The sequence below is a fragment of the Chryseobacterium sp. 14P4.3.2 genome, from assembly GCF_057799275.1.
This window is the reverse complement of sequence record NZ_JBYOKO010000005.1, coordinates 227,849-252,510: the sequence shown is the minus strand read 5'-3', so window position 1 is coordinate 252,510 and position 24,662 is coordinate 227,849. Positions and strand designations below refer to the sequence as shown.

General features: G+C 36.5%; 25 protein-coding genes and 2 pseudogenes. 11 read left to right on the top strand and 16 right to left on the bottom strand.

Annotation, left to right across the window (positions count from 1 at the left end; genetic code table 11):
• Nucleotides 1–13: 13 nt before the first annotated feature.
• Nucleotides 14–1,300: a T9SS type A sorting domain-containing protein gene (locus tag AC27VX_RS10435; protein WP_488695454.1), complete on the bottom strand. Its 1,287-nt coding sequence runs from the start codon at nt 1,298–1,300 to the stop codon at nt 14–16.
• A 255-nt stretch (nt 1,301–1,555) separates the two neighbouring features.
• Nucleotides 1,556–2,371 (bottom strand): T9SS type A sorting domain-containing protein, encoded by an 816-nt coding sequence (locus AC27VX_RS10430; RefSeq protein WP_488695452.1) that lies wholly within the window; start codon nt 2,369–2,371, stop codon nt 1,556–1,558.
• Nucleotides 2,372–2,464: 93 nt separating this feature from the next.
• Between AC27VX_RS10430 and AC27VX_RS10425 the strand changes: the two genes are divergently transcribed.
• The 9 genes from AC27VX_RS10425 (at nt 2,465) to AC27VX_RS10385 (ending at nt 11,892) form a co-directional block, all read left to right on the top strand.
• Nucleotides 2,465–4,579 (top strand): TonB-dependent receptor plug domain-containing protein, encoded by a 2,115-nt coding sequence (locus tag AC27VX_RS10425; protein WP_236858406.1) that lies wholly within the window; start codon nt 2,465–2,467, stop codon nt 4,577–4,579.
• A 10-nt stretch (nt 4,580–4,589) separates the two neighbouring features.
• Nucleotides 4,590–5,675: an HmuY family protein gene (locus AC27VX_RS10420; RefSeq protein ID WP_488695450.1), complete on the top strand. Its 1,086-nt coding sequence runs from the start codon at nt 4,590–4,592 to the stop codon at nt 5,673–5,675.
• A gap of 30 nt (nt 5,676–5,705) precedes the next feature.
• Nucleotides 5,706–6,584, top strand: a complete 879-nt coding sequence (locus tag AC27VX_RS10415; RefSeq protein ID WP_488695448.1) for a heme/hemin ABC transporter substrate-binding protein — start codon at nt 5,706–5,708, stop codon at nt 6,582–6,584.
• Nucleotides 6,568–7,608, top strand: coding sequence for a FecCD family ABC transporter permease (locus tag AC27VX_RS10410; protein ID WP_488695446.1), 1,041 nt, complete (start codon nt 6,568–6,570; stop codon nt 7,606–7,608). Before AC27VX_RS10415 ends, AC27VX_RS10410 begins: the two co-directional genes overlap by 17 nt.
• The gene (locus tag AC27VX_RS10405; protein ID WP_236858410.1) at nt 7,608–8,381 is read left to right on the top strand and encodes a heme ABC transporter ATP-binding protein; all 774 of its coding nucleotides are present in this window, start codon (nt 7,608–7,610) and stop codon (nt 8,379–8,381) included. The genes AC27VX_RS10410 and AC27VX_RS10405 overlap by 1 nt, the downstream gene beginning before the upstream one ends.
• Nucleotides 8,382–8,383: 2 nt before the next feature.
• Complete coding sequence (locus AC27VX_RS10400) at nt 8,384–9,034, top strand: class I SAM-dependent methyltransferase (RefSeq protein ID WP_236858411.1); 651 nt, start codon at nt 8,384–8,386, stop codon at nt 9,032–9,034.
• A 4-nt stretch (nt 9,035–9,038) separates the two neighbouring features.
• The gene (locus AC27VX_RS10395) at nt 9,039–10,067 is read left to right on the top strand and encodes a hemin-degrading factor (RefSeq protein ID WP_236858412.1); all 1,029 of its coding nucleotides are present in this window, start codon (nt 9,039–9,041) and stop codon (nt 10,065–10,067) included.
• Nucleotides 10,068–10,221: 154 nt separating this feature from the next.
• Nucleotides 10,222–11,094 (top strand): ChaN family lipoprotein, encoded by an 873-nt coding sequence (locus AC27VX_RS10390; RefSeq protein WP_300688125.1) that lies wholly within the window; start codon nt 10,222–10,224, stop codon nt 11,092–11,094.
• A 168-nt stretch (nt 11,095–11,262) separates the two neighbouring features.
• On the top strand, nt 11,263–11,892 hold the full coding sequence (locus AC27VX_RS10385; RefSeq protein ID WP_236858414.1) for a peptide deformylase: 630 nt from the start codon (nt 11,263–11,265) through the stop codon (nt 11,890–11,892).
• A gap of 68 nt (nt 11,893–11,960) precedes the next feature.
• Here AC27VX_RS10385 and AC27VX_RS10380 read toward each other — a convergent pair whose 3' ends face one another.
• The 4 genes from AC27VX_RS10380 to AC27VX_RS10365 form a co-directional block, all read right to left on the bottom strand.
• The gene (locus AC27VX_RS10380; protein WP_488695443.1) at nt 11,961–12,854 is read right to left on the bottom strand and encodes a chitinase; all 894 of its coding nucleotides are present in this window, start codon (nt 12,852–12,854) and stop codon (nt 11,961–11,963) included.
• A gap of 257 nt (nt 12,855–13,111) precedes the next feature.
• On the bottom strand, nt 13,112–13,537 hold the full coding sequence (locus AC27VX_RS10375) for an organic hydroperoxide resistance protein (RefSeq protein ID WP_236858416.1): 426 nt from the start codon (nt 13,535–13,537) through the stop codon (nt 13,112–13,114).
• Nucleotides 13,538–13,972, bottom strand: a complete 435-nt coding sequence (locus tag AC27VX_RS10370) for a MarR family winged helix-turn-helix transcriptional regulator (protein WP_236858417.1) — start codon at nt 13,970–13,972, stop codon at nt 13,538–13,540.
• A gap of 31 nt (nt 13,973–14,003) precedes the next feature.
• Nucleotides 14,004–14,636 carry an NAD(P)H-dependent oxidoreductase gene (locus AC27VX_RS10365; RefSeq protein ID WP_488695440.1) on the bottom strand — a complete coding sequence of 211 codons (633 nt, stop codon included), beginning with the start codon at nt 14,634–14,636 and terminating at the stop codon, nt 14,004–14,006.
• Nucleotides 14,637–14,842: 206 nt separating this feature from the next.
• On the opposite strand from AC27VX_RS10365, the gene AC27VX_RS10360 reads away from it, so the two are divergent.
• Both AC27VX_RS10360 and AC27VX_RS10355 read left to right on the top strand, forming a co-directional pair.
• Nucleotides 14,843–16,072, top strand: a complete 1,230-nt coding sequence (locus tag AC27VX_RS10360; RefSeq protein WP_488695438.1) for an MFS transporter — start codon at nt 14,843–14,845, stop codon at nt 16,070–16,072.
• Nucleotides 16,071–16,190 (top strand): annotated as a pseudogene (locus AC27VX_RS10355) (SDR family oxidoreductase); the annotation flags it as partial. The gene AC27VX_RS10360 and the pseudogene AC27VX_RS10355, both read left to right, overlap by 2 nt.
• A gap of 18 nt (nt 16,191–16,208) precedes the next feature.
• Here the strand turns inward: AC27VX_RS10355 and AC27VX_RS10350 are convergent.
• The 10 genes and pseudogenes from AC27VX_RS10350 to AC27VX_RS10305 all read right to left on the bottom strand — a co-directional run bounded on the left by AC27VX_RS10350 (nt 16,209) and on the right by AC27VX_RS10305 (nt 24,627).
• Nucleotides 16,209–16,520, bottom strand: coding sequence for a hypothetical protein (locus AC27VX_RS10350; protein WP_488695436.1), 312 nt, complete (start codon nt 16,518–16,520; stop codon nt 16,209–16,211).
• A 69-nt stretch (nt 16,521–16,589) separates the two neighbouring features.
• Complete coding sequence (locus tag AC27VX_RS10345; RefSeq protein ID WP_300688134.1) at nt 16,590–17,558, bottom strand: protein-glutamine glutaminase; 969 nt, start codon at nt 17,556–17,558, stop codon at nt 16,590–16,592.
• Nucleotides 17,559–17,967: 409 nt separating this feature from the next.
• Nucleotides 17,968–18,702, bottom strand: coding sequence for a lipoyl(octanoyl) transferase LipB (gene lipB, locus AC27VX_RS10340; protein ID WP_236858422.1), 735 nt, complete (start codon nt 18,700–18,702; stop codon nt 17,968–17,970).
• Between the two features lie 31 nt (nt 18,703–18,733).
• The gene (trpA, locus tag AC27VX_RS10335) at nt 18,734–19,483 is read right to left on the bottom strand and encodes a tryptophan synthase subunit alpha (protein ID WP_488695509.1); all 750 of its coding nucleotides are present in this window, start codon (nt 19,481–19,483) and stop codon (nt 18,734–18,736) included.
• An 83-nt stretch (nt 19,484–19,566) separates the two neighbouring features.
• On the bottom strand, nt 19,567–20,745 hold the full coding sequence (gene trpB / locus AC27VX_RS10330; protein WP_236858424.1) for a tryptophan synthase subunit beta: 1,179 nt from the start codon (nt 20,743–20,745) through the stop codon (nt 19,567–19,569).
• Nucleotides 20,746–20,749: 4 nt separating this feature from the next.
• Nucleotides 20,750–21,295 (bottom strand): GNAT family N-acetyltransferase, encoded by a 546-nt coding sequence (locus AC27VX_RS10325; protein ID WP_488695507.1) that lies wholly within the window; start codon nt 21,293–21,295, stop codon nt 20,750–20,752.
• Nucleotides 21,296–21,334: 39 nt separating this feature from the next.
• Nucleotides 21,335–22,006 (bottom strand): annotated as a pseudogene (locus AC27VX_RS10320) (phosphoribosylanthranilate isomerase); the annotation flags it as partial.
• Between the two features lie 82 nt (nt 22,007–22,088).
• Nucleotides 22,089–22,862 (bottom strand): indole-3-glycerol phosphate synthase TrpC, encoded by a 774-nt coding sequence (trpC, locus tag AC27VX_RS10315; protein ID WP_488695433.1) that lies wholly within the window; start codon nt 22,860–22,862, stop codon nt 22,089–22,091.
• 137 nt (nt 22,863–22,999) lie between these two features.
• A complete protein-coding gene (gene trpD / locus AC27VX_RS10310; RefSeq protein WP_236859482.1) occupies nt 23,000–23,986 on the bottom strand; it encodes an anthranilate phosphoribosyltransferase in 987 nt (328 codons plus the stop codon).
• Between the two features lie 38 nt (nt 23,987–24,024).
• Nucleotides 24,025–24,627 (bottom strand): anthranilate synthase component II, encoded by a 603-nt coding sequence (locus tag AC27VX_RS10305; protein ID WP_488695431.1) that lies wholly within the window; start codon nt 24,625–24,627, stop codon nt 24,025–24,027.
• Between the last annotated feature and the right edge of the window lie 35 nt (nt 24,628–24,662).

Below are 24,662 nucleotides of genomic sequence, written 5' to 3'. Positions count from 1 at the left end.
TAAAATAAAAAATTTATTTCACGATAAGCTTTTTCGTTTCCGAACTGCCTCCGTAAGTGATTTTTACAAGGTAATTACCTGAAGTAAGATGTGATAGGTTCAGATCTTGTTTGTAGAACCCAGCCTGGTTAGACAGTTCCGCAGAATAAACCTGCTTACCGGTAAGGTCATAAACTTCCACATTACCTTTATTGCCTGCTTTTTGTTTTACATCAAACAATACGGTAACATGTTTGTCAGAAGTTGTTGGATTAGGATAGATTCCGAAGCTTGCATTTTTACCTACCTCAGTGATACCTAATGTTTCAGTAATTTTTTTGTATTTGAAATACATATTTCCTGTAGTGGCTCCTCCGTTGGTTGTGAAGTACATTCTGTAGTAATCACTTCCTTTTTTAACGTAGTATACTACATCGTTTTTTACTGTTCCAATCCCTTTCCAGGAGTGCCCCACAGTTGTTATAGCAGATGAGAAAGCGGTACTTGCAGGTATGCTGTACGCAGCTGTTTGCTGTGTTTCCGGCTGTACCATGGCCACTTTGATATTTGGACTTTGAATAGCTCCCGAAAGAGGATACATCTGAAGACCATTGTAAAAAGTATAATATTTTGTAAATACCAGATCCCATGCATTTTTGGAAGGTTCCATATTGGGAACTTTTGCTCCTGTGTCGAATGAGAAATAATTAAAGAAGGCATCATCAGTTCCGTTGGTAATTGTTCTGGTCTCCGTTTGCCCCCAGGTACTTCCGTTCCATTTAGAATACTTAAATGTATAACCTGCAAATGCGTCTAAAATTGCAAATTTGATATAGGCTCCGTTTGAGTATTTTAAAACAAAAATTGCTTTTCCATCAATATGATGATTTAATGTATTGTATACTCCCCATCCTGTTGCCGGAAGAAATTGATCAGTAATCGGTCCCTGTTCGAAGGCTCCCTGACTCAAATCTGTTGTCTGATCCGGGTTATAAAGAGGTGCTCCCCAAGAAGATTCATTACTTATACTGATAGTATCCCAGTCTGCCAGATTGGTTGAAGCTGCATATACTTCAATATCTTTAGCATCATTAATTCTTGATCCAAATGCAAAGTTTGAATTTCTATAAAAAGCAACATCCCATGTATTAGCAGGCTGAGGAACCATATTACCATCTTCCAGATTAACAAATACACGGTTTTGGTATCCGCTTCCCATAGACATATTTACTTGTGTATACCCTAATGCATCAGTTTGCGCTAAAACAGTCTGCTGAACCGTTAGTGCAAGCATCGAAGCCAAAAATAGTTTTGTTTTCATAATTTAATTTTTTTGAATCCTTATTTAGAATTATTCTACAAAAGTATATAATTATTTTTAATCAGTCTAAATAAAAACATGATTTTTGTCGTGTTCACTTTTGATATAAAGTTTTCGGGGAGAATAAATAAGTGTTAATCATCATTCTTACCACTGGTTATTATTATGATAGAGGCAGGACTATCTTTTCATAAAAAAAGCCGGCTGGAAATCTTCCAGCCGGCTTTATAAAGGTATATGATTGTGTAATAAACCTTATTTTTTGATGAACTTAGATTGTACTACTGATCCCTCTGCAGTTTCAATAAGAACATAATAAACTCCGGTTTGAAGTGTACTGATGTCAAATCTTTGTCCATTAAGCTTCCCTTCTGTAGCTTTCTGCCCGGTAGCAGAGTAGATCTGGATATTTTTTGGCGCTTTTGCTGTAACAAATTCCAATGCCGTGTTCTCTGAATTAACAGCAAATTGCAGAGCATTTTTCGTTTTAACATGATCAGAAACACCTAGCGTACCGCTGGCAGCAGTTAATACTACATCATCCATACGCAATGCTACGTGGACTGTAGATGCTGTGAACTTGAATGCGATATATTGGAATGAAGACTGTTGTACATTGAAAGTTGTCGTAGCATCTGTACTTGATGTAAGGTTTACAGTAGTTCCGATAGGAGTAAAAGTAGACATATCTGAAGGGCTTGCTACAAGACCAACTTCAAGAGTACCCGTTCCTCCTGGCGTACCACCAATAAGAGCCGAACTGAATGATAAAGTCTGAGTACCATTTGGAGCAACAATTTGTGGAGTTATCAAATAAAATGCCTTACTTCCTGCAAAAAATGAATAAGCCTGAACAAAATTGTTCCCAGTTCCCGGTTCTACTGTAAGCATTGGTACCCAGCTAGGATTAGCAGGATTAGATGAAGCAGGAATTACTGTACTCCATCCATTTTGAGGTAATGATGCCGTACCGGTAGTGAAAGAACTAAAAGTTTCATTTATTGAAGATACTTGTGCATTTGCTGTGAAAGCCGTAAACATTAATGTTCCTAAAAGTAGTTTTAATTTCATGACATTATTTTTATTTAGAATTATTCTACAAAAATAAGTATTAATTTTTAACTATTCTAAATAAAGCATTATATTTGCCAAAATTTTTACTCTATGAAGAAGAAGGTGCTTTCCGTTCTATCATTATCCATAGTATTATGGATGAGTGCACAAGAAAAAGATTCTCTTAATCAGAAGAAAATAGAAGAAGTTGTCGTTACAGGGCAATATACCCAGCAATCTATTAATAAATCTATTTATAAAGTTGAAGTAGTTGATGCAGAACAAATTAAAAGAATGGCTGCCACCAATGTAGCCGACGTTCTGAATCAAAGCTTAAATATTCTTATCACATCAGATCGTAACTCAGGTAATTCTACAGCAAGTCTTATGGGACTAGGTGGAGAATATACTAAAATTCTGGTAGATAATATTCCTATCGTTGGAGATATAGGTCTAGGAAATAATATAGATCTTACAAAACTGAATGTAAATAATGTTGAACGTATTGAAATTGTAAGAGGCTCCATGGGAGTAGATTACGGAAGTAATGCAGTAGCAGGGGTTATTAATATTATTACCAAAAAGAATAGCACCAAAAAGTTGACCCTCAATGCTTCTGTACAGGAAGAAACGGTAGGTAAAGAGTATGATTTTTATAAAAAAGGAGAAGGAAGACATATACAAACATTGAACATAGGGTATAATATTGATGAACACTGGTATGTAGGGGCAAATATTAATCATAATGATTTTCAGGGATTCAAAGGAACTCAGGAAGGATATAAATATTTTGGACAAGATAAAAAAAGAGGATATCTGTGGCAGCCTAAAGACGTATTGAATGTTGATGGTATTGTACGATACAGTAAAAATAAAACGTCCATATTCTATAAATTCGGTTTTGTCAGCGAAAAGCTGAACTATTATAATCCAATTGTTGGAGAACTTTATTTAGGCGAAGGAAACAGAACTTATGTTTCTACAGACAGAGATTACCTTACTACAAGATATGTGAATCAGCTTAATGTTCAGACCAAGTTAGGGGCGATCAATTATACCGGAGATTTTTCTTATCAGACTCAGGACAGAAAATACAGAGATTTCACCTATGACGTTCCAAAACGTGAGGTAAGAGGTGATAAGAATGAGTACCAGTCATACAACAAAGCAGATATTATTTATTCAAGAGGAGTTTTCAGTAATTTCCTTGATAATGATAAAATTGATTTCCAGTTAGGATACGAATTAGATCATACTTCAGGTTATGCAGGATCTATTGCAGGAAGTTTTGCCGGAAATAATGTGACCAGAAAAATATTCAACTATGCAAATTTCATTTCTGCGGAGTGGAATGCAAACAAATGGTTATCCATTCGTCCCGGTTACCGTCTTGCACTTAGTGATAAATTTGATACCCAGCATAACTACTCCTTAACGGTGAGAGGAAAGGCTAATGAAACTACGAATATCCGTTTGGTAGTAGGAAGTGCAAACCGGTTTCCAAATTTTGACGAACTGTATACTTATTTCGTAGATAGTAATCATGATATCCGGGGAAATGAAAATTTAAAACCTGAGGAAGGATTTACAGCTTCATTAAATGCAGACAAAAGGTTTAATGCAATCTCCGGATGGAATTTCAAAGTGGGAGCGAGTGCTACTTACATGAAGCTTAAAAACAGGATTGAAGAATTAATCGTTAATCAGCAGCCATTACAATATAAATATATCAATATAGATAAGTTTAAATCTTATTTATTTGAGGCCAACTTTAGTGCTCAGAAAGATCAGTTCACTTTAGCTGCCAATGCATCTTATTATGGAATTTCAAAAGAATTGTCTTCAGGTGCAGTAAAATCACCAACTGACTTTTTCTATACTTTTGAAGGGAAAGTTGCCGGAAGCTATACTTTACCAAAAGTCAATACCAATTTCTCATTGTTTTACAGATATGTAGGGAAACTTCAAATGTTCGTTCTTGTTCCGGACCTTGCAAACCCTTACTATGAAGTAGGAGAAAGAGGAAACTTCAATATGATGGACTTTATTGTTTCACAACCTTTCTTCAACAGGCATCTTGAAGTAAGTGCAGGTGTTAAAAATATTTTTGATGTATCATCTGTGAGAGATAGTACAGTTGCCGGTACTGCTCACGGTGCTGCAGATCCAACTTCTAATTTATTCTATGGCAGAAGTTACTTTGCCAGATTAAGTTATAACTTCTAAAATCTAAAAAATGAAAAAAATACTGGTTTATCTTTTACTAGGAGCGTCATTTATTTCTCAATCTTGCATCAATGATAATGAAGATCCGATAGCAATATCTAAGACGGATGGCTACGTTGTTGACCCTGCCGTAGGAGGACCCAGCCAGCCTAATCAGGTTTGGTTTGATTTGGGTACAAATACTCAGATGGTTACTAAAAGAACAGACTGGGACCTTGGCTTTTATTCAGGAAGTGAATTTAAAGTTATTCTCAATCCATCAATTATGATGGGAGCCGGAAAAATTGCCAATGCAACCAATATAGATTTAGTTAAAGAATCAGATGTTACTGCCTTAATGAACCAGGTACAGGTAGCCAATTATAATCCTGCCAATATTAGCTATATTGATGATGTTACCGGAAATTTTCCATCTGGTTATACTGCCATAGAAGAGATTAAGGTGATCGATGCTGATAACCCTGTTTATTTAGTTAATATGGGTAAAAATATTTTTACAGGTACAGTTCCGTTAGGTACAGTTACTACAGGAGGAGACAGCAGAGGCTGGATGAAAGTACAGGTAGTAAGACAGGGAGATGCTTATAAAGTAAAATATGCAGAACTTAATTCTACAACGCATACTGAAGTGGTGATTAATAAAAACTCAGCATATAATTACAGCTTTTACAGCTTAAAAAATAAAACAACAGTTACTGTACAGCCGGAGAAGAAAAATTGGGATATTTGTTTCTCTGTATTTGTTAATTCAATCGCAGGAGCAGGTAGTTATATTTATGCAGATTTTACAACGACTAATAACCTTGGTGGAGTTGGAGCTTATGAAGTGAAAGTAACTGCACCTACAACAGGAGCAGCTGCATTTACCAATTTTAAACTTTCAGATATTGATAAATCAAAATTTGTTTATAAAGATCAGCGGGTGATTGGTGGCAACTGGAGAGAAGTAGGACCGGATGGATATCAGGTAAAAGGTGATGTTTTCTACGTAATTAAAGATGCAGAAGGGTATTATTTCAAGTTAAGATTTACCAGATTAACCAACGAAAAGGGAGAGCGTGGATTCCCGCAGTTTGAATACAAACCTTTATTTTAATCAATTTAAGAAATCAAATAATAGTATATCATGAAAAAATTCATTCTTGCAGCCTCTGTTCTTGTAGCAGTATACTCTTGTAAAAAAGCAGAAGGCACAGCAAAAGAAAATACAACAGAAGCAGCTTCGGAAGCGCCGAAAAGCAACAATAAAATTGTAACATTAAACGGTGGAATTACGGAGATCGTAAGCGCTTTGGGCCACGAAAAAGAAATCGTTGGAACAGACGTTACCAGTACTTATCCTGCCTCTTTAAAGACTACAGCAAAAGATTTGGGACACGTAAGATCAATGACCATTGAACCTATTATGGCGGTAAGCCCTACTTTGATTCTTGCTTCTGATAAAGATATCAATCCTGAATTATTAGGTAAAATAAAGTCTTCAGGGATTAAAGTTGACGTTTTTAAACAGGAATACACTGTTGACGGGACCAAAAAATTAATCGAAGAAGTTGCGAAAGCCCTTGGAAATACTGAATATCAGAAATTAAATGATAAAATTGACGCAGACCTTAAACAGGTTCAGCCAATTGCTAAAAAGCCGAAAGTATTATTCATCTATGCCAGAGGTAATATGCTGATGGTATCAGGTAAAAATACACCTATGGCATCATTGATCAACCTTGCAGGTGGAGAAAATGCAGTAAATGATTTCGAAGATTTCAAACCATTAACTCCTGAAGCAGTTGTAAAAGCTAATCCAGATGTATTATTCTTCTTTGAAACAGGCCTTCAGGGAGCTGGAGGAAACGAAGGCGCCCTTAAAATGCCGGGAGTTTCCCAGACCAACGCAGGGAAAAATAAAAAAATCATCGCAATGGATGGAGGTTTAGTATCAGGTTTCGGACCTAGACTAGGAGAAGCAGCAGTAGGATTAAACAAACTTTTAATTGAAAACGCAAAGTAAACTATACTTTTATCTTATTATAAGTGCCATATTGCTGGTTATTCTGGCAGTGGTGGCACTTTATATTGGGGTCTATGATTTTAATGGTGTTTCGCCGTTTACGGTTTTAAGCCAGTTTATTAAAGGAGATCCCGCTCTGTCATTGAGTGATAAATATGTTATATGGGAAGTAAGAACTTCCAGAATTATTATGGCCATTCTGATAGGAAGTATGCTTGCCGTTTCCGGGACTACACTGCAGGGACTTTTTAAAAACCCACTGGCAACAGGAGAGGCAATCGGGTTAACATCAGGAGCAACACTATTGGCTGCATTTGCTATTGTTTTGGGAGGGCATTTTAAAGAGTATCTTCCTGAAATTGTACACTTCTCATTAGTAGGTATTTCTGCTTTTATAGGAGCTTTACTGGCGATGATGCTGGTGTACAGGATCTCTACCAGTGCAGGAAAAACAAATGTTGTCATGATGCTGTTAAGTGGTGTTGCCATTACTTCTATCGGTTTCTCTATTACAGGATTTCTTATTTATATTTCAAAAGATGAACAATTGAGAGATCTTTCATTCTGGAATATGGGAAGTCTTGCAGCAGCTACCTGGACCAAAAATATCGTTTTGGCAGTAGTCATTGTCATTTCTTACACCGTCCTGCTCCCAAAAGGAAAGGCACTCAATGCAATGATGCTGGGTGAAAAAGATGCTCAGCATTTAGGAATTAATGTAGAAAGACTGAAAAAGCAGATCGTAATTATTACCTCTTTGATGATAGGAACCTGTGTGGCATTTTCAGGAACTATTGGATTTGTGGGTCTTATTGTACCTTATATTTTAAGACTTTTATTTAAATCCAATTATGTGTTTATATTACCATTGTCAGCAGTTCTGGGCAGTATTTTACTTTTGATTGCCGACACTATCAGCAGAAGTATTGTGGCACCTTCAGAACTTCCTATTGGTATTCTGACCTCTTTGATCGGAGGACCTATTTTTATTGCTATTTTAATTAAATTTAAAAAATCACTCTAATGATAAAAGCACATCAGATCAATTACCATCACCGGAATTTTAAAATTCTGGATAGTGTTGATGTCTCTTTAGATTACGGTGAATTTTTAGCAATCGTAGGACCAAATGGAGCAGGAAAATCAAGTCTTCTGAGCATTTTGGCAAATGAGGTAAAAGATGGTAAATCTAAAATACTATTTAAAGATAAACCTATCGGAGATTGGGAAGTGAGAGAATTGTCTCAGCATAAAGCTAAGTTTTCCCAGCACAATTCCAATGAAATTCCTTTACAGGTAAAAGATGTTGTCATGATGGGAAGGTATCCGTATTTTGATGCCCAGCCCGGAAAAGAAGATCTTGAAGCCATGAACAATATGATGTATGAAACCGATATTTTTCATTTGAAAGAAAGGGAATATAACACCCTTTCAGGAGGAGAAAAACAGCGTGTACATCTTTCAAGAGTAATGGCTCAGCTGCAGAATGAGATCACCCACAAATTAGTTTTTTTGGATGAACCTTTGAATAATCTTGATATAAAACATCAGTACAAAGCACTGGAGATCATTAAGAACTTTACTAAAAAAGCCAACAGTGCTATTGTTGTTCTGCATGATCTGAATCTTGCCGCACAGTTTGCAGATAAGATTTTATTAATGAAATCAGGAAAAGTTTCTGCCTATGGAACCCCGGAGGAAGTGTTTACTGCAGATAATATCAGCAAAGCGTATAACTTTCCATGTACCATATGCGGACATCCTATTACTAATAACCCAATGATCATTTTTGGATAACCATGGAAAAAGAAGAACTAAAAATCCTTGCACAGAATCTTGCCAATCCTCAGGGTGATAAAGGTATTGAGATCGGTGAAATGATGAATGCCACTAACATCGGAATGACGTTAGAAAGTATCAGAACACTTCTGATTGAAGACAATGAACATATTCTTGAAATAGGTCACGGAAATGCAGGCCATCTGAAAAATATTTTAAAATTAGCCGCCAATTTGAAATATACAGGAATTGATGTTTCCGAAACAATGTATAACGAAGCCAGAAAATTGAATAAGGAATTCAGCAGCCAGGCAGACTTTATATTGTATGAAGGAACAAAACTCCCTTTTGAAAATGAAGTATTTGATAAGATATTTACAGTCAATACCGTCTATTTCTGGGAAAATCCAGTAGATTTTTTAAATGAAGTTTACAGAGTTTTGAAGGATGACGGAACTTTCGTTCTTACTTTCGGACAAAGAGAATTCATGGAGAAATTACCATTTACAGAATACGATTTTACATTGTATCATAATAATGAAATGGAAGAGCTGGTCTCTAAAACTCATTTTAAAAGAATGAAAATCTCTGAAAAGGAAGAAAATATAAAAAGTAAAACCGGAAACGAAACAATACATAGAATTTATACAGTTTTAACCATAAAAAAATAAAATAATGAGCACATTAGTTAATGATTTAAAGGAGAAATGGGAAGCTCTGAAAGCAGAAAATCCACATATAAGAATAAGAAATGCTGCCGCACAGTTAGAAGTAAGTGAGGCAGAATTGTTAGCAACAAGCATAGGTGATGGAGTAATTGTCCTGAACCCGGATTTTCAAGGTATCCTTACTGAAGCCGGGCAATTAGGAAAAGTAATGGCTCTTACACGTAATGATGAATGTGTTCATGAAAGAAAAGGAACTTACCTGAACGGAGATTTCAGCAGCCCTCATGCACAGCTTTTCGTAGGTGAAGATATCGATCTTAGAATTTTCCTTAACCACTGGAAATTTGCTTTTGCAGTAGTAGAAGGAGATAAGAAAAGTCTTCAGTTTTTCGGTAAAGACGGATTAGCTCTTCACAAAATTTACCTTACAAAAGAAAGTATCGGAGAAGTTTTTGATACCATCGTGGAAAAATTCAGGGCAGAAGATCAGAATCAGGTATTGACCTTTGAAGCTGTAGCTCCAAAGCAGGCAGAAAAAGCAGATGCTGATATTGATGTTGAAGGATTCAAAAAAGCATGGACAGAACTGAAAGATACTCACGACTTCTTTATGATGACAAGAAAATTCGGAGTAAGCAGAACTCAGGCATTAAGATTAGCTCCGGAAGGATTCGCTAAGAAAATTGATAATGCAAAAGTGGTAAACGTTCTTGAAGATGCTTCTGAAAAAAATACACCTATCATGGTTTTTGTAGGAAACAGAGGTATTATTCAGATCCACACGGGAAATGTAAAGAAAACACTTTGGCATCAGCAGTGGTTCAATGTAATGGATCCGGATTTCAACCTGCATTTGGATGTAACAAAGATTGCAGAAGCATGGATCGTTAAAAAACCAACTGAAGACGGTGAAGTAACAGCTATTGAAGTATTCAATAACGAAGGTGACTTTATTGTTCAGTTTTTTGGAAAAAGAAAACCAGGAATTCCTGAACTTCAGGAATGGAAAGATCTTGTTGCTGCGTTAGAGCAATAATAATTAGATGATTTGAATGGGGCCGTTTTGTTTGTAAAATGCAAAGCGGTCTTTTTTATTGTAAAAGGAAGAAAAAGCAAAATTGCAAACTCGCCGTTTACCGAAAAAAATACATAATTTGTGATTAAAATTTGAACGATAAAAAAGATATAAAATGAAGAATATTTTCATAATGATTCTGCTGGCAGGTTTCTGTACTTTCAATGCACAGGATTTTAAAGCTTACCAGTTTTATGATAAGAAAGGAAAGGAAGTAAAGACAGATAAACTGATTAAGGAACTGGCTGATTATGATGTGGTCTTTTTTGGTGAAAATCATAACAGTTCTATCAATCACTGGCTGCAGCTGAAAATTACAGAGGCATTATACGAAAAGAAAAACGGTCAGCTTATTTTAGGAGCAGAAATGTTTGAAAGAGACAACCAGCCTCAGCTCAATCAGTATCTGAATGGGAAATTTGATGCTAAAACATTCAAAGATTCTGCCCGTTTATGGAACAATTATGCTACAGACTATAAACCTCTGGTAGATTTTGCAAAAGATAAAAAGTTAAACTTTATTGCAACGAATATTCCAAGAAAATATGCTTCACAGACCTCAAAAGAAGGACTTGAATCATTAAATAAACTTACCGATAAAGAGAAAACATATATTGCACAATTGCCTATTAAAGTCACTTTAGATACCCCCGGATATCCGGAAATGAAAAAAATGATGGGCGACCATGCAGAAGGAACAAAAGTGATGAATTTTATTTCTGCACAGGCAACGAAAGATGCAACCATGGCAGAATCTATCCTGAAAAACTTCCAGGCAGGAAAAACTTTTATCCATTATAACGGGAACTATCACAGCAAAGAATTCGGAGGAATTTACTGGTATATCAAACAGAAAAACCCAAATCTTAAAATGGCAGTAATTTCTGTTTTTGAATCTGAAGATCCAGCATTGAAAGTACCTGCAAAAGACTATATCCCGACAGATTTTAATCTGATTATTCCAGCTGATATGACAAAGACTTTTTAATTTAAAACATGAATACGGCCGGGCTAAAGCCCAGCCGTATTTTTTTTAAAAACAACGGCTTTAGCCAAAACATAAAATTCCAGAATTAGTCAAAGAATCTTAAATCTGAGCTTTAAGTATTATCATATTTGTGATACAATATTTACCTTTGTATTACATTCCATCAACATGAAGAAATTATCCGTTCTGTTCATCCTTTTTGCCGGCCTGATCAATGCTCAGAAATTAACATCAAACGAACTTGAAATTATCAATCAGGGAGATGTGAAAACCGCGTTACCCATCTATCAGACAACAGATGATCATCAGCATAGAACATTACTGAGTCTGTCTGCAGAAGCAGACCCCCTTGATGCTAATACAGCTACCCTGGTAAAAAGAATGAAAGAATCACTACTTTCAACAGATGGAGGAGTAGGTATTGCAGCTCCACAGGTAGGAATCAACAGAAGAATAATCTGGGTACAGCGTTTCGATAAAGAAGGATATCCCTTAGAATATTTTATCAATCCGGTAATTGTATGGAAATCTGATCTTCAAAATCTTGGCCCGGAAGGAGATCTTTCAATTCCTGATTTCAGAGATCAGTTTTATAGAAGCAAAGTTATTCAATTGGAATATGTGGATTTGAAAGGACAGAAATATACAGAAATAGTGGAAGGATTTACAGCCGTTATTTTCCAGCATGAGATCGACCACCTTTTCGGAATCCTGATTTCCGATAAAAAGGAAAAAGAGAAAAACAACTCTTACAAAAAGGTAGATGCCTATCAGAAAAGCGATGTGAACAGGAGATAGATTTTCAGATAATAATATAATAAGTTTCTAGAAAAAAGATAAGTTAAATAAAAAGCCACGGTATAGTGTTAATTACCAAATGGTTTTTGAGTACTGCAGGTGATGTTTTTTCCGGGATTCACTCCAAAATATTTACAAAAGTAGCGGTAGTATTCATAACGGTATTCTGTCTTGGGTTGTGTGGTAGATTGTCCGCATTCAATACCGCCATTAATGATATTTACAGTAGTGCCAAAACCAGAGGTTCTTCCACTTTCTTTATCCTTTTCAGTGGGCTGCCATTTTCCGGTCATCACATCATGGCAAGAAGGTTTAGGTAGTTGAGGCGTCATCCAGAACCAGATGGCAGAAGCAAAAGATAAAACATTGTTGTTGGCTAGAAGTCCGGGACTTTTTAAAAGTATATTTTTATCACCAAACCAGGCTTCACTAAATTGCCCGTAGTTGTAATTCCAGCTGAGCTGTTTAGGACCACGACCATAATAAGTTTGTCCTGCTACCGGAGGGTAGTTGACCTTAGAAGCATCAGAATAATTATTCTCACTCCCCTTATTATTTTCTTCGATAAAATAAAGCCCCCATTTATAATAACCTCCTGGAGCATTATCCCAGCCACCGCTCGTTTCCTGAGCAATATTGGCCAAAAATGCAGCGAGCTCTCTCTTCTGATCTTCCTGTGTCCCTTCATTCAGAAAAATGGGGAAGTGGGTTGTCGCTTTTATAAATGCCTGGTAAGAATAAAAGTCCTTGTGGCTGCTTTCTTTTCCCTGTATATTATTCCTGTTGGGAAATAGCAAATTCCAGGTTTTAGCATCTATAAGTCGGGTAATATGCTCAGCTATTTTAGGATCACTAATCTGTTGTAAAGAATTATTTCCTTGGTTTTTTTGTGCATAAGACTGGTTGTAAGAAGCCAAAATAAGTCCTAAATAAACTGTCACTGTTGGTAGTGTTCTCATCATTTATATATTATATATTGGATTCCTTCCTTTGTTAAAAACTTAAATAGATGGGCTGTTGTGAATAACCTGCCGATTTCTCATATAAGCTTTGACTAGGGGGTAGGACTTTTATTATTCTTTTATAGCTTTTGACAAATCTGCACAGTACAAATATATAAAATTCATATCTCTTTATTTATCAGTTGCTTCAAAAATAAAAAGGAGCTGTTTCTATGGAAACAGCTCCTTTCATTATAACTATGCTTAAAAAAATTGGATTAACCGTTGTTAGTTACTGATAACTTCACTTCTATATTATTTCTGGTAGCATTAGAATAAGGACAGATCTGGTGTGCCTTTTCTGTCAACTCCTGTGCCTCTTCAATAGAAACTCCAGGGATGTTCACATCAAGCTCTGCAGCCAGTCCGAAACCACCATTTTCAAGTTGGCCAATGCTTACCTGTGCCGTTACTGTAGTTTCTCCCGTCTTTACTTTAGAAAGACTGATTACTCTGTTCAAGGCACTATCGAAGCATGCAGAATATCCTGCTGCAAAAAGCATTTCAGGATTAGTAAAATCATCATTTGCTCCTCCTAAACCTTTGGGCATTCTTACCTCAAGATCCAATACTCCGTTTTCACTTTTTACATGACCGTTTCTGCCTCCTTTGGCAGTAACCTGAGTTGTATATAATGTTTTCATTTATTTTTCTATTTTGTTTAAGATTTTTAAAACTGTTTCTTTAAGCTGTAAAAGTTCTTCCGGCTGAATATCGATTTTTTTCTGAATTTTTCCGGGAATCTCACAAGCTTTTTCACGAAGCAGATGACCAGCTTCATTTAAAAATACTTCAACCACTCTTTCGTCTTCTTTCTTTCTTTTTCTTACAATAAGTCCTTTTGCCTCCAGTCTTTTAAGAAGAGGAGTCAAAGTACCACTGTCCAGAAACAGCTTCTCACCGATGTGTGTTACGGTAAGCCCGTCACCTTCCCATAAAACCATCATCACAAGATATTGAGGATAGGTGAGATCAAGTTCATCAAGAAAAGGACGGTAAAGCCCGGTAATCTCTTTGGCGATCACATATAAAGGAAAGCAGATCTGGTTTTCTAATTTGGGTGTTTTCGGATTTTCCATAAGTTTTAAGTACGAAGAGTTGATGAAGGTATTACATTTTTATGATAAACTCATCCATTGGAACTCTGACTTTTTTCATAGAAGACAACCAGTCGTTGGCTTCGTCACGGTATCCAAGATATAGAAGGCTTACACTTTTTAGGCCTAATTGGTTTAATCCCAGTACTTCATCTACAACCTGGTTGCTGAATCCTTCAGCCGGAGTACTGTCTATTTTAAGTTCTGCTGCCTGTGCAAGAGCAATTCCTAAGGCAATATAAGTCTGGCGGGCAGTGTGTGCGAAATGTTCTTCAGGAGTTTGTGCTCCGTACATCTCTTTGATTTTGTCTGTATAACTTCCGAAACGTCCTCTTGGAAGCTCTCTTACATCCGTATGATGATCGTAAACTTTGTCAATTTTTTCATTAGAATAGCTGTCCCAGGCTGCGAAAACAAGAACATGAGAAGAATCTCTCATCACTTCAGGATTCAATGCTCCTGCCACCATTTTCTCTTTCAATTCCTGATTTTCCACTACAATGATTCGGAAAGGCTGTAATCCCGATGAAGTAGGAGCAAGTCTTGCAGATTCTAAAATAGTGTTAAGATCTTCTTGTGAAACTTTTTTGGTTGGGTCATATGCTTTTACAGCGTGTCTCCAGTTTAGGTTTTCTATTAGTGACATTTTTTCTTTTTTAAATTAAACTACTTGGTGATTATTCATCTTTACATTCTAAAGTAAACATGAAATGATAATGCAAATATACAATTTTTTAAATTGCGTGCAATTTAATTTTGAAAAATTTGATTGTGCATGTTGAAAATTAATTAAACAACTTTTTTGTTGTTTAATTAATTTTTGATTTATCTTTGCCATCAAATAAAGTTTGTATGATCAATAATGAGTGGAAAAGGAGAATTACCATTTTATGGATTGGGCAGTTTTTTTCTCTGATAAGCAGTTCGGCAGTAGGCTTTGCAATTATTATATGGTTGAGTCTAAAGACAGGTTCTGCTGAAATATTGGTTTTTGCGGCAATTGCAGGTTTGCTTCCCCAGGCTTTGATAGGTCCGTTTGCCGGAGTATATGTAGACCGATGGGACCGTAAAAAAACAATGATGCTTGCTGATGGTTTTGTTGCTGCCTGTACATTGGTGATGTCTGTCAGTTTTTATATGGGGTATGAAAATATTGAATTGGTCTATATTATATTGGGGCTGCGTTCTGCCGGTTCCGCATTTCATATGCCGGCGATGCAGGCTGCTATACCGTTACTGGTTCCCAAAAAAGAGTTGCTGCGTATTGCCGGGATAAGCCAGATTATAAAATCAGTGTCCAATATTGCCGGACCAGCGCTGGGAGCTCTGGCTGTAGGTCTTTTAACTATCGGAAATGTTCTGCTGCTGGATATTGCAGGCGCAGTATTAGCTATAGTCTCCTTATTTTTCATTTCGGTTCCTTCACCAGGGTGGGAAAAGAAAAGTTCATCAAGTCTGAAAATGATGTGGGAAGATATGAAAGGTGGATTTCTGGTCGTTATCAGAAATAAAGGACTGAGCTTTCTATTCCTTTACTCTATTATTGCAGGATTTTGTATTATGCCAATTTCAGTACTGTTCCCTCTTATGACAATTGAAAATTTTAATGGCGGAAAATTTGAAATGAGTGTCATAGAAAGTACCTGGGGAATAGGAGCATTGATCGGAGGAGGAATACTCGGAATTTGGAAACCTTCCGTACGTAAAGTTATTATTGTGAATATATCCCATATCTTAATAGGACTTTCCTTTTTATGCTCAGGCCTGTTGTCATCGGAAAAGTTTTTGCTTTTCGTTGTTTTAACGGGGCTTGGCGGAGTTGCTGCTTCATTTTACAGCTCAGGATTTACGGCTATAGTACAGGAAGAAGTACATTCCGGGATGTTGGGGCGTGTGTTTTCGATGTATTTTAGTATAGAAGTGCTGCCCACTATGCTGGGGCTTGTTTGTACAGGCTTCATTGCAGATTTGATTGGAATTGGCTCAGTTTTCGTGATCTTGGGGTTCATTATTTTCTTAGTTGGGATTGCTTCTTTTTGTACCCCGGCCCTAATGAATTTGAACAAAGAAAAAAGCTCATAAAAGACAGGACGAACCAGAAGAAATAGCGAATGCAGTTCTTTTTCTGGCCTCGGAAGAAGCTTCCTATATCCATGGAGCAGAAATAAAAGTAGATGCCGGAATTTCTGTGATAAGATAAACCGGAATATTCCAGAGATTATTTCACCTCATTAATCTGTCTGATGATGTTGGTTTTATTTTCTATCCCAATATTAAAAGCTTTACTTTTCTTAAAACTTTGGTTAGCTTTTTCCATAATGGTTTTATAATCAGTAGATTTTTTTGAAATGTAAAAAACCTGAGCACTTATTCCAATAGAAACCCGTGCAAAATCTTCCGGTTTGTCAGGGTCTTCTGTAATATTAGTGATCGTAGAATTATTATACCAGGTTAAGTTCTGTGAACTTGAATTTCCGGAGCAGGATGCAATCATAAAAAATAGTAATAATAAGTATGATAAGGCTTTCATAAGGTAAATTATTAATTAAAAGCTCCTGCAACTGATCAATAATCAATGCAGGAGCTATATGAAAAAGAATTAAAATCCGCAATGTCCTACGCTAGGTGCAGGAGATGGTGAGCAGCCTGAAAGTGATGAGAAGGTAGTCAGAACACAATTCGTATTCACATAATTATTGTCATACAATAGAGAACCTGACGGGCTTCTGTAGTAAACATTTCCTGCTGTGTTAGCAAAGGATGAAACAGAAGTGGAACCGCAGGTAGAATTAGTACATGCACTTCTCCAAGCTGTGTCAGTCACAGGTCCGGTTGAAAATAATGAAGGATCTATTATCCTTTTTTCCACTACTCCTGAAGCATTTTTAAAGCTTACAAGTATGGCAACGTGATATACCCATGATACACAGCAGCTACCGGTAGAAGCTCTAAGATTTCCATATACAAACTGCTTTTCACAATCATACCCTGCATTGATCAGGATTTGTCTCATTTTATGAGCCCTTGCATAGCAGCCATCTACCGGATATCTGAACGTAATACATGGTGATGATGCTGTAGAAGTTCCGCATGACTGGTTTTTAATCTGTGCAAAAAGGCTGTTTAAAGTCGCAAGGTCCGGAATAACAGAAGCAAGTTTATTACTCTGTCCCTTCTCTGTTTTTTCCTCTTTTGTGAAAGCAGATTTGAAAAAACGGATATCTTCCTCTGTTGCTTTTTCTACTTTTGCAATTTCATTGGTATTGGATTTAAGGAAAATGTGAATTGGTGACTCATCTTTTACAGCCTGTTGAATCATGGAAATGTAGCTTTCATTTTCTTTGCTGTCCTTTATTTCATAAGGCTGTGCTGAAATAATAAATGAAACTTTGAACTTCCCGTTTTCTTTTTCTATCCCTACCGGAACAGTTCTTCCGAAGTCTTTCATGCCAATTTCAGAAGACTCCTTAGAGGTTAAATTTTGATCCTGACCAGCGCTCGAATCTGAGCAGGCATTGAATGACAGCATGGTCACGAATACCATCATGGATAAAAGGAATTTTTTCATAATTCTCATAGTTTGGTGGTTAATGGTGTTTTTAATGAACTTAAAAATTTAATAATAGTTCACTATTTTGTGATAATAAAAGTAGCAAAAATTAGAACACACGCAAATATTTTTTCATAAAATTTTAAATATCATTATTAAATTGGTAATAAAATGAAATTTTAAGGTAATGTCTTTAATTTTAAGATAAAAATATTTCTACGAATGTGGGAAGAAAAAAAGGTAAACATCAGATTAAAAGACTAATCCAAAGAAATAGAAGAAGAATGCCAGAGTGTATATAATTCTGATAGGCTGTCTGACATTCGTAAAAAGCTGAAATCAATGTGATATTGATTTTTTTAGAATACGGTTAATAAATAAAAAATTCCCTATACATCAATAACAGGAATGTATAGGGAAAAGTTTTTTATATTGATTTGTAGATTAACTCAGCCTGAAAAACATCTGCAAAATGCTTTCTTATTTTCGCTTTAATATCTTCCATTTCTTCTGGTGCCAGCTCTCTTTCAAGCTCTCTCTTCAAAGAAGTTACCTGCTTATCTTTGATACCACATGGAATAATGTATTCGAAATACCTCATATCTGTATTTACATTCAAAGCAAAACCGTGCAGAGTCACCCATCGGGAAGCTTTTACACCCATTGCGCAGATCTTTCTGGCATAAGGCTTTCCTGGATCCAGCCAAACCCCGGTTTCTCCCTGTGAGCGCTCTCCTTTGAGGCCATATTCAGCAATTGTTCTGATAATCACTTCCTCCAGATTCCTCATATACAGATGGATATCGGTAAAGAAGTTTTCAAGATCAAGAACAGGATAACCCACAATCTGCCCGTAACCGTGGTACGTAATATCTCCGCCGCGATTGGTTTTTACATAGGTAGCTTCAAGCTCTTTCAGCTTATCAATACCGGCAAGCATATTTTCTTCATGTCCGCTTTTTCCTAAGGTATAAACATGTGGATGTTCCACCAAAAGAAAATGATTAGAAGTGGTAATGTGCTGCTCAGCAGGTAAATCCCTGTTTTTAATTTTAGTATCAATAATATTTTTCATCAGCATTTCCTGATATTCCCAGGCAGGCTGATATTCTTTGATTCCTAAATCTTCAAATTCTACGGCTTTATTCTGATTTGTATTCATTTCAATTTTTGATATACAAATTTAGTGAATTTTACCCTTTTATGGAATGGATAAAATCTATAGCAGTCTTCTTCCAGTCTTTATCCTGTAATAATATATTGACAAAAGCTGTTCCGATAATTCCTCCATCAGCTTTTTCGGTTACATTTTCAAAATCTTCTCTTGACTTGATTCCAAAGCCAATCATCACAGGGTTTTTAAGAGGAAGAGCAGCTAATCTGTTCAGGTAATTTTCATTTTTCAAAACAGCATTTTCATTTCCTGTAGTAGAGGAAGAGCTTACAGCATACAAAAACCCCGAACTTAAAGAATCAAGATACAAAATCCTTTCATCAGAGGTTTCCGGAGTAACAAGAAACGTAAAATTAAGATTATACTTTTTTAAAACCTGCTGGTAATTTTTTTCAAATTCAATTGGAGGAAGATCAGGAAGGATTAATCCTGAAACACCGCTTTCGGAACAGGCTTTACAAAATTTTTCAAACCCAAAGCTTAGAACAGGATTGATATAGCCCATTAAAATGATGGGAATTTTTATTTTGTCTTTAATTGTTTTTAACTGAGAAAGAAGCTTTTCTATTGTCATTCCGTTCTGCAAAGCCAGCTCGTGCGCTTTCTGAATAACAGGTCCGTCCGCTACCGGATCAGAATAAGGCATTCCAATCTCAATCATATCTGCTCCGGAATCCTGAATAAGCTCTATAATATCAGCCGTATTATCCAATTGCGGAACACCTGCTGTAAAGTATATGTTTAGTTTTTTCATGTTTTTTTCTTTTATTGTATTAAAGTATCATGTACTGTGTAAAATGTAAAAAGTATAATGATAAATTAGAAATACATAGTACATTTACATCCGACATTTTACAGATTTTTCAAATACGTCTCCATATCCTTATCACCTCGTCCGCTCAGGCAAATGACTATAATATCATTTTCACTGAATTTCTTTTTATCCAGAACCGCGAGTGCATGAGAGCTTTCCAATGCAGGAATAATCCCTTCCAGTTTTGTCAGTTCGAATGCACATTTTAAAGCTTCATCATCATTGATACTGAAAAATTCTGCACGGTTTTCTTTGAATAGATGTGCATGAAAAGGCCCGATTCCAGGATAATCCAGTCCTGCTGAAATAGAATGGGGCTCAATAACTTGCCCGTCCGCTGTTTGCATCACAAGGCTTTTGCTTCCGTGAAGCACTCCCAGAGTGCCCAGAAATGTGGTGGCAGCAGATTTTCCTGAATGTACTCCCAAGCCACCGGCTTCAGCGGCAATGATCTTCACTTCTTTTTCATCCACAAAATGATAAAAAGTTCCTGCAGCATTACTTCCTCCGCCTACACAAGCGATCACATAGTCAGGATTTTCCCTTCCTATCTTTTCTTTTAGCTGTTCTTTGATCTCCTTTGAAATAATACTTTGAAATCTTGCTACAAGATCAGGGAACGGGTGAGGGCCTACCACACTTCCGATCACATAATGAGTGGTCACTGGATTATTAATCCAGTCTCTTAATGCTTCATTCACAGCATCTTTTAATGTTTTAGAGCCTGAGGTGGCTGCAATAACTTCTGCTCCCAGCATTTTCATTCTGGCAACATTAGGAGCCTGTCTCTGAATGTCTACTTCTCCCATATAGACAATACATTCAAGACCAAGCAGGGCACATGCTGTAGCGGTAGCAACCCCATGCTGTCCTGCTCCGGTTTCTGCAATAATCCTGGTTTTGCCAAGACGCTTTGCCAACAGAACCTGCCCCAAAGCATTATTGATTTTATGAGCTCCCGTATGATTGAGGTCTTCTCTTTTTAAATAAATTTGAGTGTTGTATTTCTTACTTAGATTTTTAGCAAAATAAAGAGGAGTGGCCCTTCCCACATAATTGGTAAGCAAATCCTGGTATTCATTCTGAAAATCTTGAGACTCTATGATGTCAAGGTAGTTTTTTTGAAGTTCTTCTACATTCGGATACAGCATTTCGGGGATGAAAGCTCCTCCAAATTCTCCATAATATCCATTTTCATCGGGGTTTTTATAATTCATTTCTTTATTCTTTAGTGATTAAATAAGCATTGTTTTGATCGCTCAGCTGACTGAGCAGTTCTTTTCTTTTTTCTGAAACATGAAAAATTAAAATATCATCATCTTCAGAATTGATCCATTCAGAATCTATACTTTCTTTGATGGCTTTAGCCTTGTCATATAAGAGTTCAATACTGCATTTTTCATAAAACGGGCGGAGTTCCTTATGACAGAACCCTAAAGTTTCAATATTTTCCCGGACCACATGCTGCCGGAACAGCTCAACAAGTTTTGCTCCATATCCTTTTTTCTTATATGCAGAAACAAGTCCTACAGCTTCTGCAAACGATAGTTTTTCTCCCGATATTTTCAGGGCAAAATCAAAATTAAGACGGATAAGCGCCAGTATATTTTCATGAAGATCCAGGAGGAAGTGAAACTCAGATTTGTTGAAAAACACACGGAAATAATCTGGCTTCATGGTGTCCCAGGAAGAGATATTCCATAACTTTAAGATATGCTCTGTCTCGATTTCCGTTAAGTCTTTTGCCTGTTTGATCTGATATTTCACAGTAGAGGATGTGGGAGTCTTTATGGGAAATGAAGCTATGAATTTTTCTATTCTGCTGGTATCTTTATTACCAGGTTCTGTTTCAAATTTTGAATTGATATCCAGAGCAAATGGTTTCTGCTTGAGATGTTCAATATTTCCAATGTTTTCTTCTGAAATACCGCCGCTAAGGAAATAGGGAAGTGGGATTTCAAAATCATTTAACAAGGTCCAGTCGAATTGCTTTCCCGTTCCTCCGAAGGCTTTGCTGTCTGTGTCGAAAAGGTAGTAGCTGATAGGCTGAGGATGGTCAGTTTCTGATTGATTTTTAAAAATCTGTATTATTCTATTTTTGCCCTCTGCAGTATTACTGCCGATTCTTATGACTTTAATGATTTTAATTTCAGGCTTTAATTTTTCTCTTAATTCAATAATAAAATCATTACTTTCATCACCATGAAGCTGAATAAAATGGAGTTCGGCTTTTTCAGCGATCTCTACTATTTTATTAATTTCTTCATTTACAAAAACACCTGTTTTCCCATGATGGTCGATCTTTGAAATGTCTTCTAAAGTCAAATGATTCAGAACATATCTCGGAGATTTTTCATAGAAAATAAAACCAAGAAAGCTGACTTTCATTGCGATAAGATCCTCAATCTGGTTCAGTTTCGTTAAACCACATACTTTGAGATGATAAGGGAGGCTTCGGTTAGCAGGTTGTGCGTTCATATTGTGTGAAAGTTAAACGTTCTGTAACATTTTGAAAGATTAATCATTCATTCTCAATTTTAATTTTCAAACTAGCACATTTTCAGATTTGTTTGGTAAACTCTTCAAATGCTTTGGCAGGATCTGTGTTTTTCATGAAATATTCTCCCATCAGGAAGCTGTCGAATCCCTGTTCTTTTAAATAATTAAAATCCTCAAGGTTATAAATACCACTTTCAGCAACTGACAGAATATCTTTTGGAAGAAGATTTTTTAGTCTGACAGAATGCTGAAGATCTACTTTGAAATCTTTTAGATTCCTGTTGTTAATTCCGACAAGATCTACGTTTGAGTTGCAGTGTTTCAGTTCCTCTTCAGTATGGATTTCCAATAAAACCTCCATATTAAGCTCATGGGCCAGATCCGTAAATTCCTGAACCTGATTGACCGAAAGACAGGAAGCAATAAGTAAAACAACATCAGCTCCGATACTTTTTGCCTCATAAAACTGATATTCATCAATCATAAAATCTTTTCGCAAAACCGGAATGTTGATCTGATTTCTTACACTCAGAATATCATCAAATTTTCCTCCAAAGAAATCCTTATCCGTTAAAATGGAAATTCCGCTGGCACCAGACTTTTCATAAGCTGAAACGACCTCTAATGGCTGTGCATTGTTATTGATGATGCCTTTAGATGGTGACTGCCTTTTAAACTCAGCAATAATTCCATTTTTATTCTTAACCGATTCTTTCAGGGAATAGGTTTTTCTTTCAAAAAACTCAGCGTCCTTTAACTGCTCAATGGAAGAAATGATTTTTGCCGCAGCTACTTCTTCTTTTTTTTTTTCAATAATTTTATCCAGTATAGTCATTTGTTTGTGTTAAGGTTTTTGAGTTGAAAATTGAAAGTTGAGAATTGAGAGTTACTAAAGCCCGTAAGCTATCTAAGTTTTCCATTTTCATTTTCAATTTTCAATTTTCAATTTCTCATTGTTCGTTTTCAACTTTCTTAGTTAATCAAAAGTTCAAAACTGTTCAGTGCTTTTCCGCTTTTCAGACTTTCCTTAGCTAATAGAAGACAGTTTTCATAAGTCCCGAATTTTTGGGTGTGGTGAAGTGCTACAGAAGCGTTGGCCAAAACCACAGAATTTTGCTGTTCGGTACCATTGCCTTCAAGAATATTTCTAAATATTTTCGCAGTTTCCTGGATGCTATTTCCTGCTTTAATATCTTCCAATGTCACCGGATTGAAACCCAGATCTTCGGCAGAATAAATTTCCTCACCGCTCTTGGTAATTACCTTACTGTCATGGGTCAGACTTATTTCATCATAACCATCCAGACCATGTACAAGAATAAATTCGGGATCCTCTTTTTGCAGGAGATACTGATAGATTCTTGCAATTTCCAGATTGTAAACTCCTATCATGGAAAATTGAGGTTTTACAGGATTTACCAATGGACCTAAGAGATTGAAAAACGTTCTTAATCCCAGTGATTTTCTCAACACTCCAACCGATTGTAAGGCAGGGTGGAAGTAAGGAGCGTGCAAAAAGCAGATGTTAGCCCTCTCAAGGTCTTCATTAAGCTGATCAGAATTATTTTTGAACTCATAGCCCAGCTCTTCCAGAACGTTGGACGAACCTGTGGTGGTGGAAGCCCCGTAATTGCCATGTTTTGTTACCTTCTGTCCTGCTCCGGCCACCACAAAGCTGGCCAATGTAGAGATATTGATTGTATTTTTTCCGTCACCTCCCGTTCCTACAATATCCATTGCATCCCGGGCATCAATATCAACAGAAACAGCCATCTGCAGTAATGCTTCTCTAAAGCCTTCCAGCTCTTTCAGGGTGATATTCCGCATCAGGAAAACGCTGATAAAAGCGGTTACTTCTGCAGCATTGAATTTATTCTGTGCAATTTCAATCATCATCGCTTTTGCTTCGGGTTTTGACAAAGTATGATGGTTGAAAAGGTATTGTAATATTTCTTTCATTTGGGGAACTTTTATTGATGATGGGATTTCTGTTGTTTTCATTGTAGAAGAAAGTTTTTAATAATGACTTCTCCTTCAGGGGTCAAGATACTTTCGGGATGAAACTGTACGCCGTGTACATCGTAGGTTTTATGCTGTAAAGCCATAATCATTCCGTCTTTATCTATGGCTGTGATCTCGAGTTCTTCAGGGAAATTTGCTGTATTGACGGCCCAGCTGTGGTATCTTCCCACCTCAAGGCCTGACCTTAGATCTCTGAAAAGTTTTGTATTTTCTTTTACCAGCTCTGTGGTAGTAGCTACCCCATGAAAAATCTCTGACAGGTTGATAAGGCTGCCTCCAAAGGCTTCCGCAATAGCCTGCTGTCCAAGGCAAACTCCAAGAATACTTTTTGTAGGTGCATATTTTTTGATTAAATCTAATAATATTCCTGCTTCTTCAGGAATTCCGGGGCCGGGAGATAAGATTATTTTGTCATACTGATCTACTTCTTCCAGAGTTATTTTATCATTTCTCACCACATCTACTTTCTGATTCAGAATCCTTTCAATGATCTGAACAAGATTATAGGTAAAGCTGTCATAATTATCAAAAACGAGAACTTTAGGCTGTGCTGGCTGAGTGTTTATAGTGTTGTCCATTTTTTATTTTTTTATTTGTTGGTGTTGGTTTGTAA

What these genes read in the sequence shown, in the direction of transcription:
- AC27VX_RS10435 (WP_488695454.1), bottom strand. Translation starts at nt 1,300, where the DNA reads ATGAAAACAAAACTATTTTTGGCTTCGATGCTTGCACTAACGGTTCAG.
- AC27VX_RS10430 (WP_488695452.1), bottom strand. Translation starts at nt 2,371, where the DNA reads ATGAAATTAAAACTACTTTTAGGAACATTAATGTTTACGGCTTTCACA.
- AC27VX_RS10425 (WP_236858406.1), top strand. Translation starts at nt 2,465, where the DNA reads ATGAAGAAGAAGGTGCTTTCCGTTCTATCATTATCCATAGTATTATGG.
- AC27VX_RS10420 (WP_488695450.1), top strand. Translation starts at nt 4,590, where the DNA reads ATGAAAAAAATACTGGTTTATCTTTTACTAGGAGCGTCATTTATTTCT.
- AC27VX_RS10415 (WP_488695448.1), top strand. Translation starts at nt 5,706, where the DNA reads ATGAAAAAATTCATTCTTGCAGCCTCTGTTCTTGTAGCAGTATACTCT.
- AC27VX_RS10405 (WP_236858410.1), top strand. Translation starts at nt 7,608, where the DNA reads ATGATAAAAGCACATCAGATCAATTACCATCACCGGAATTTTAAAATT.
- AC27VX_RS10400 (WP_236858411.1), top strand. Translation starts at nt 8,384, where the DNA reads ATGGAAAAAGAAGAACTAAAAATCCTTGCACAGAATCTTGCCAATCCT.
- AC27VX_RS10395 (WP_236858412.1), top strand. Translation starts at nt 9,039, where the DNA reads ATGAGCACATTAGTTAATGATTTAAAGGAGAAATGGGAAGCTCTGAAA.
- AC27VX_RS10390 (WP_300688125.1), top strand. Translation starts at nt 10,222, where the DNA reads ATGAAGAATATTTTCATAATGATTCTGCTGGCAGGTTTCTGTACTTTC.
- AC27VX_RS10385 (WP_236858414.1), top strand. Translation starts at nt 11,263, where the DNA reads ATGAAGAAATTATCCGTTCTGTTCATCCTTTTTGCCGGCCTGATCAAT.
- AC27VX_RS10380 (WP_488695443.1), bottom strand. Translation starts at nt 12,854, where the DNA reads ATGATGAGAACACTACCAACAGTGACAGTTTATTTAGGACTTATTTTG.
- AC27VX_RS10375 (WP_236858416.1), bottom strand. Translation starts at nt 13,537, where the DNA reads ATGAAAACATTATATACAACTCAGGTTACTGCCAAAGGAGGCAGAAAC.
- AC27VX_RS10370 (WP_236858417.1), bottom strand. Translation starts at nt 13,972, where the DNA reads ATGGAAAATCCGAAAACACCCAAATTAGAAAACCAGATCTGCTTTCCT.
- AC27VX_RS10365 (WP_488695440.1), bottom strand. Translation starts at nt 14,636, where the DNA reads ATGTCACTAATAGAAAACCTAAACTGGAGACACGCTGTAAAAGCATAT.
- AC27VX_RS10360 (WP_488695438.1), top strand. Translation starts at nt 14,843, where the DNA reads ATGATCAATAATGAGTGGAAAAGGAGAATTACCATTTTATGGATTGGG.
- AC27VX_RS10350 (WP_488695436.1), bottom strand. Translation starts at nt 16,520, where the DNA reads ATGAAAGCCTTATCATACTTATTATTACTATTTTTTATGATTGCATCC.
- AC27VX_RS10345 (WP_300688134.1), bottom strand. Translation starts at nt 17,558, where the DNA reads ATGAAAAAATTCCTTTTATCCATGATGGTATTCGTGACCATGCTGTCA.
- lipB (WP_236858422.1), bottom strand. Translation starts at nt 18,702, where the DNA reads ATGAATACAAATCAGAATAAAGCCGTAGAATTTGAAGATTTAGGAATC.
- trpB (WP_236858424.1), bottom strand. Translation starts at nt 20,745, where the DNA reads ATGAATTATAAAAACCCCGATGAAAATGGATATTATGGAGAATTTGGA.
- trpC (WP_488695433.1), bottom strand. Translation starts at nt 22,862, where the DNA reads ATGACTATACTGGATAAAATTATTGAAAAAAAAAAAGAAGAAGTAGCT.
- trpD (WP_236859482.1), bottom strand. Translation starts at nt 23,986, where the DNA reads ATGAAAGAAATATTACAATACCTTTTCAACCATCATACTTTGTCAAAA.
- AC27VX_RS10305 (WP_488695431.1), bottom strand. Translation starts at nt 24,627, where the DNA reads ATGGACAACACTATAAACACTCAGCCAGCACAGCCTAAAGTTCTCGTT.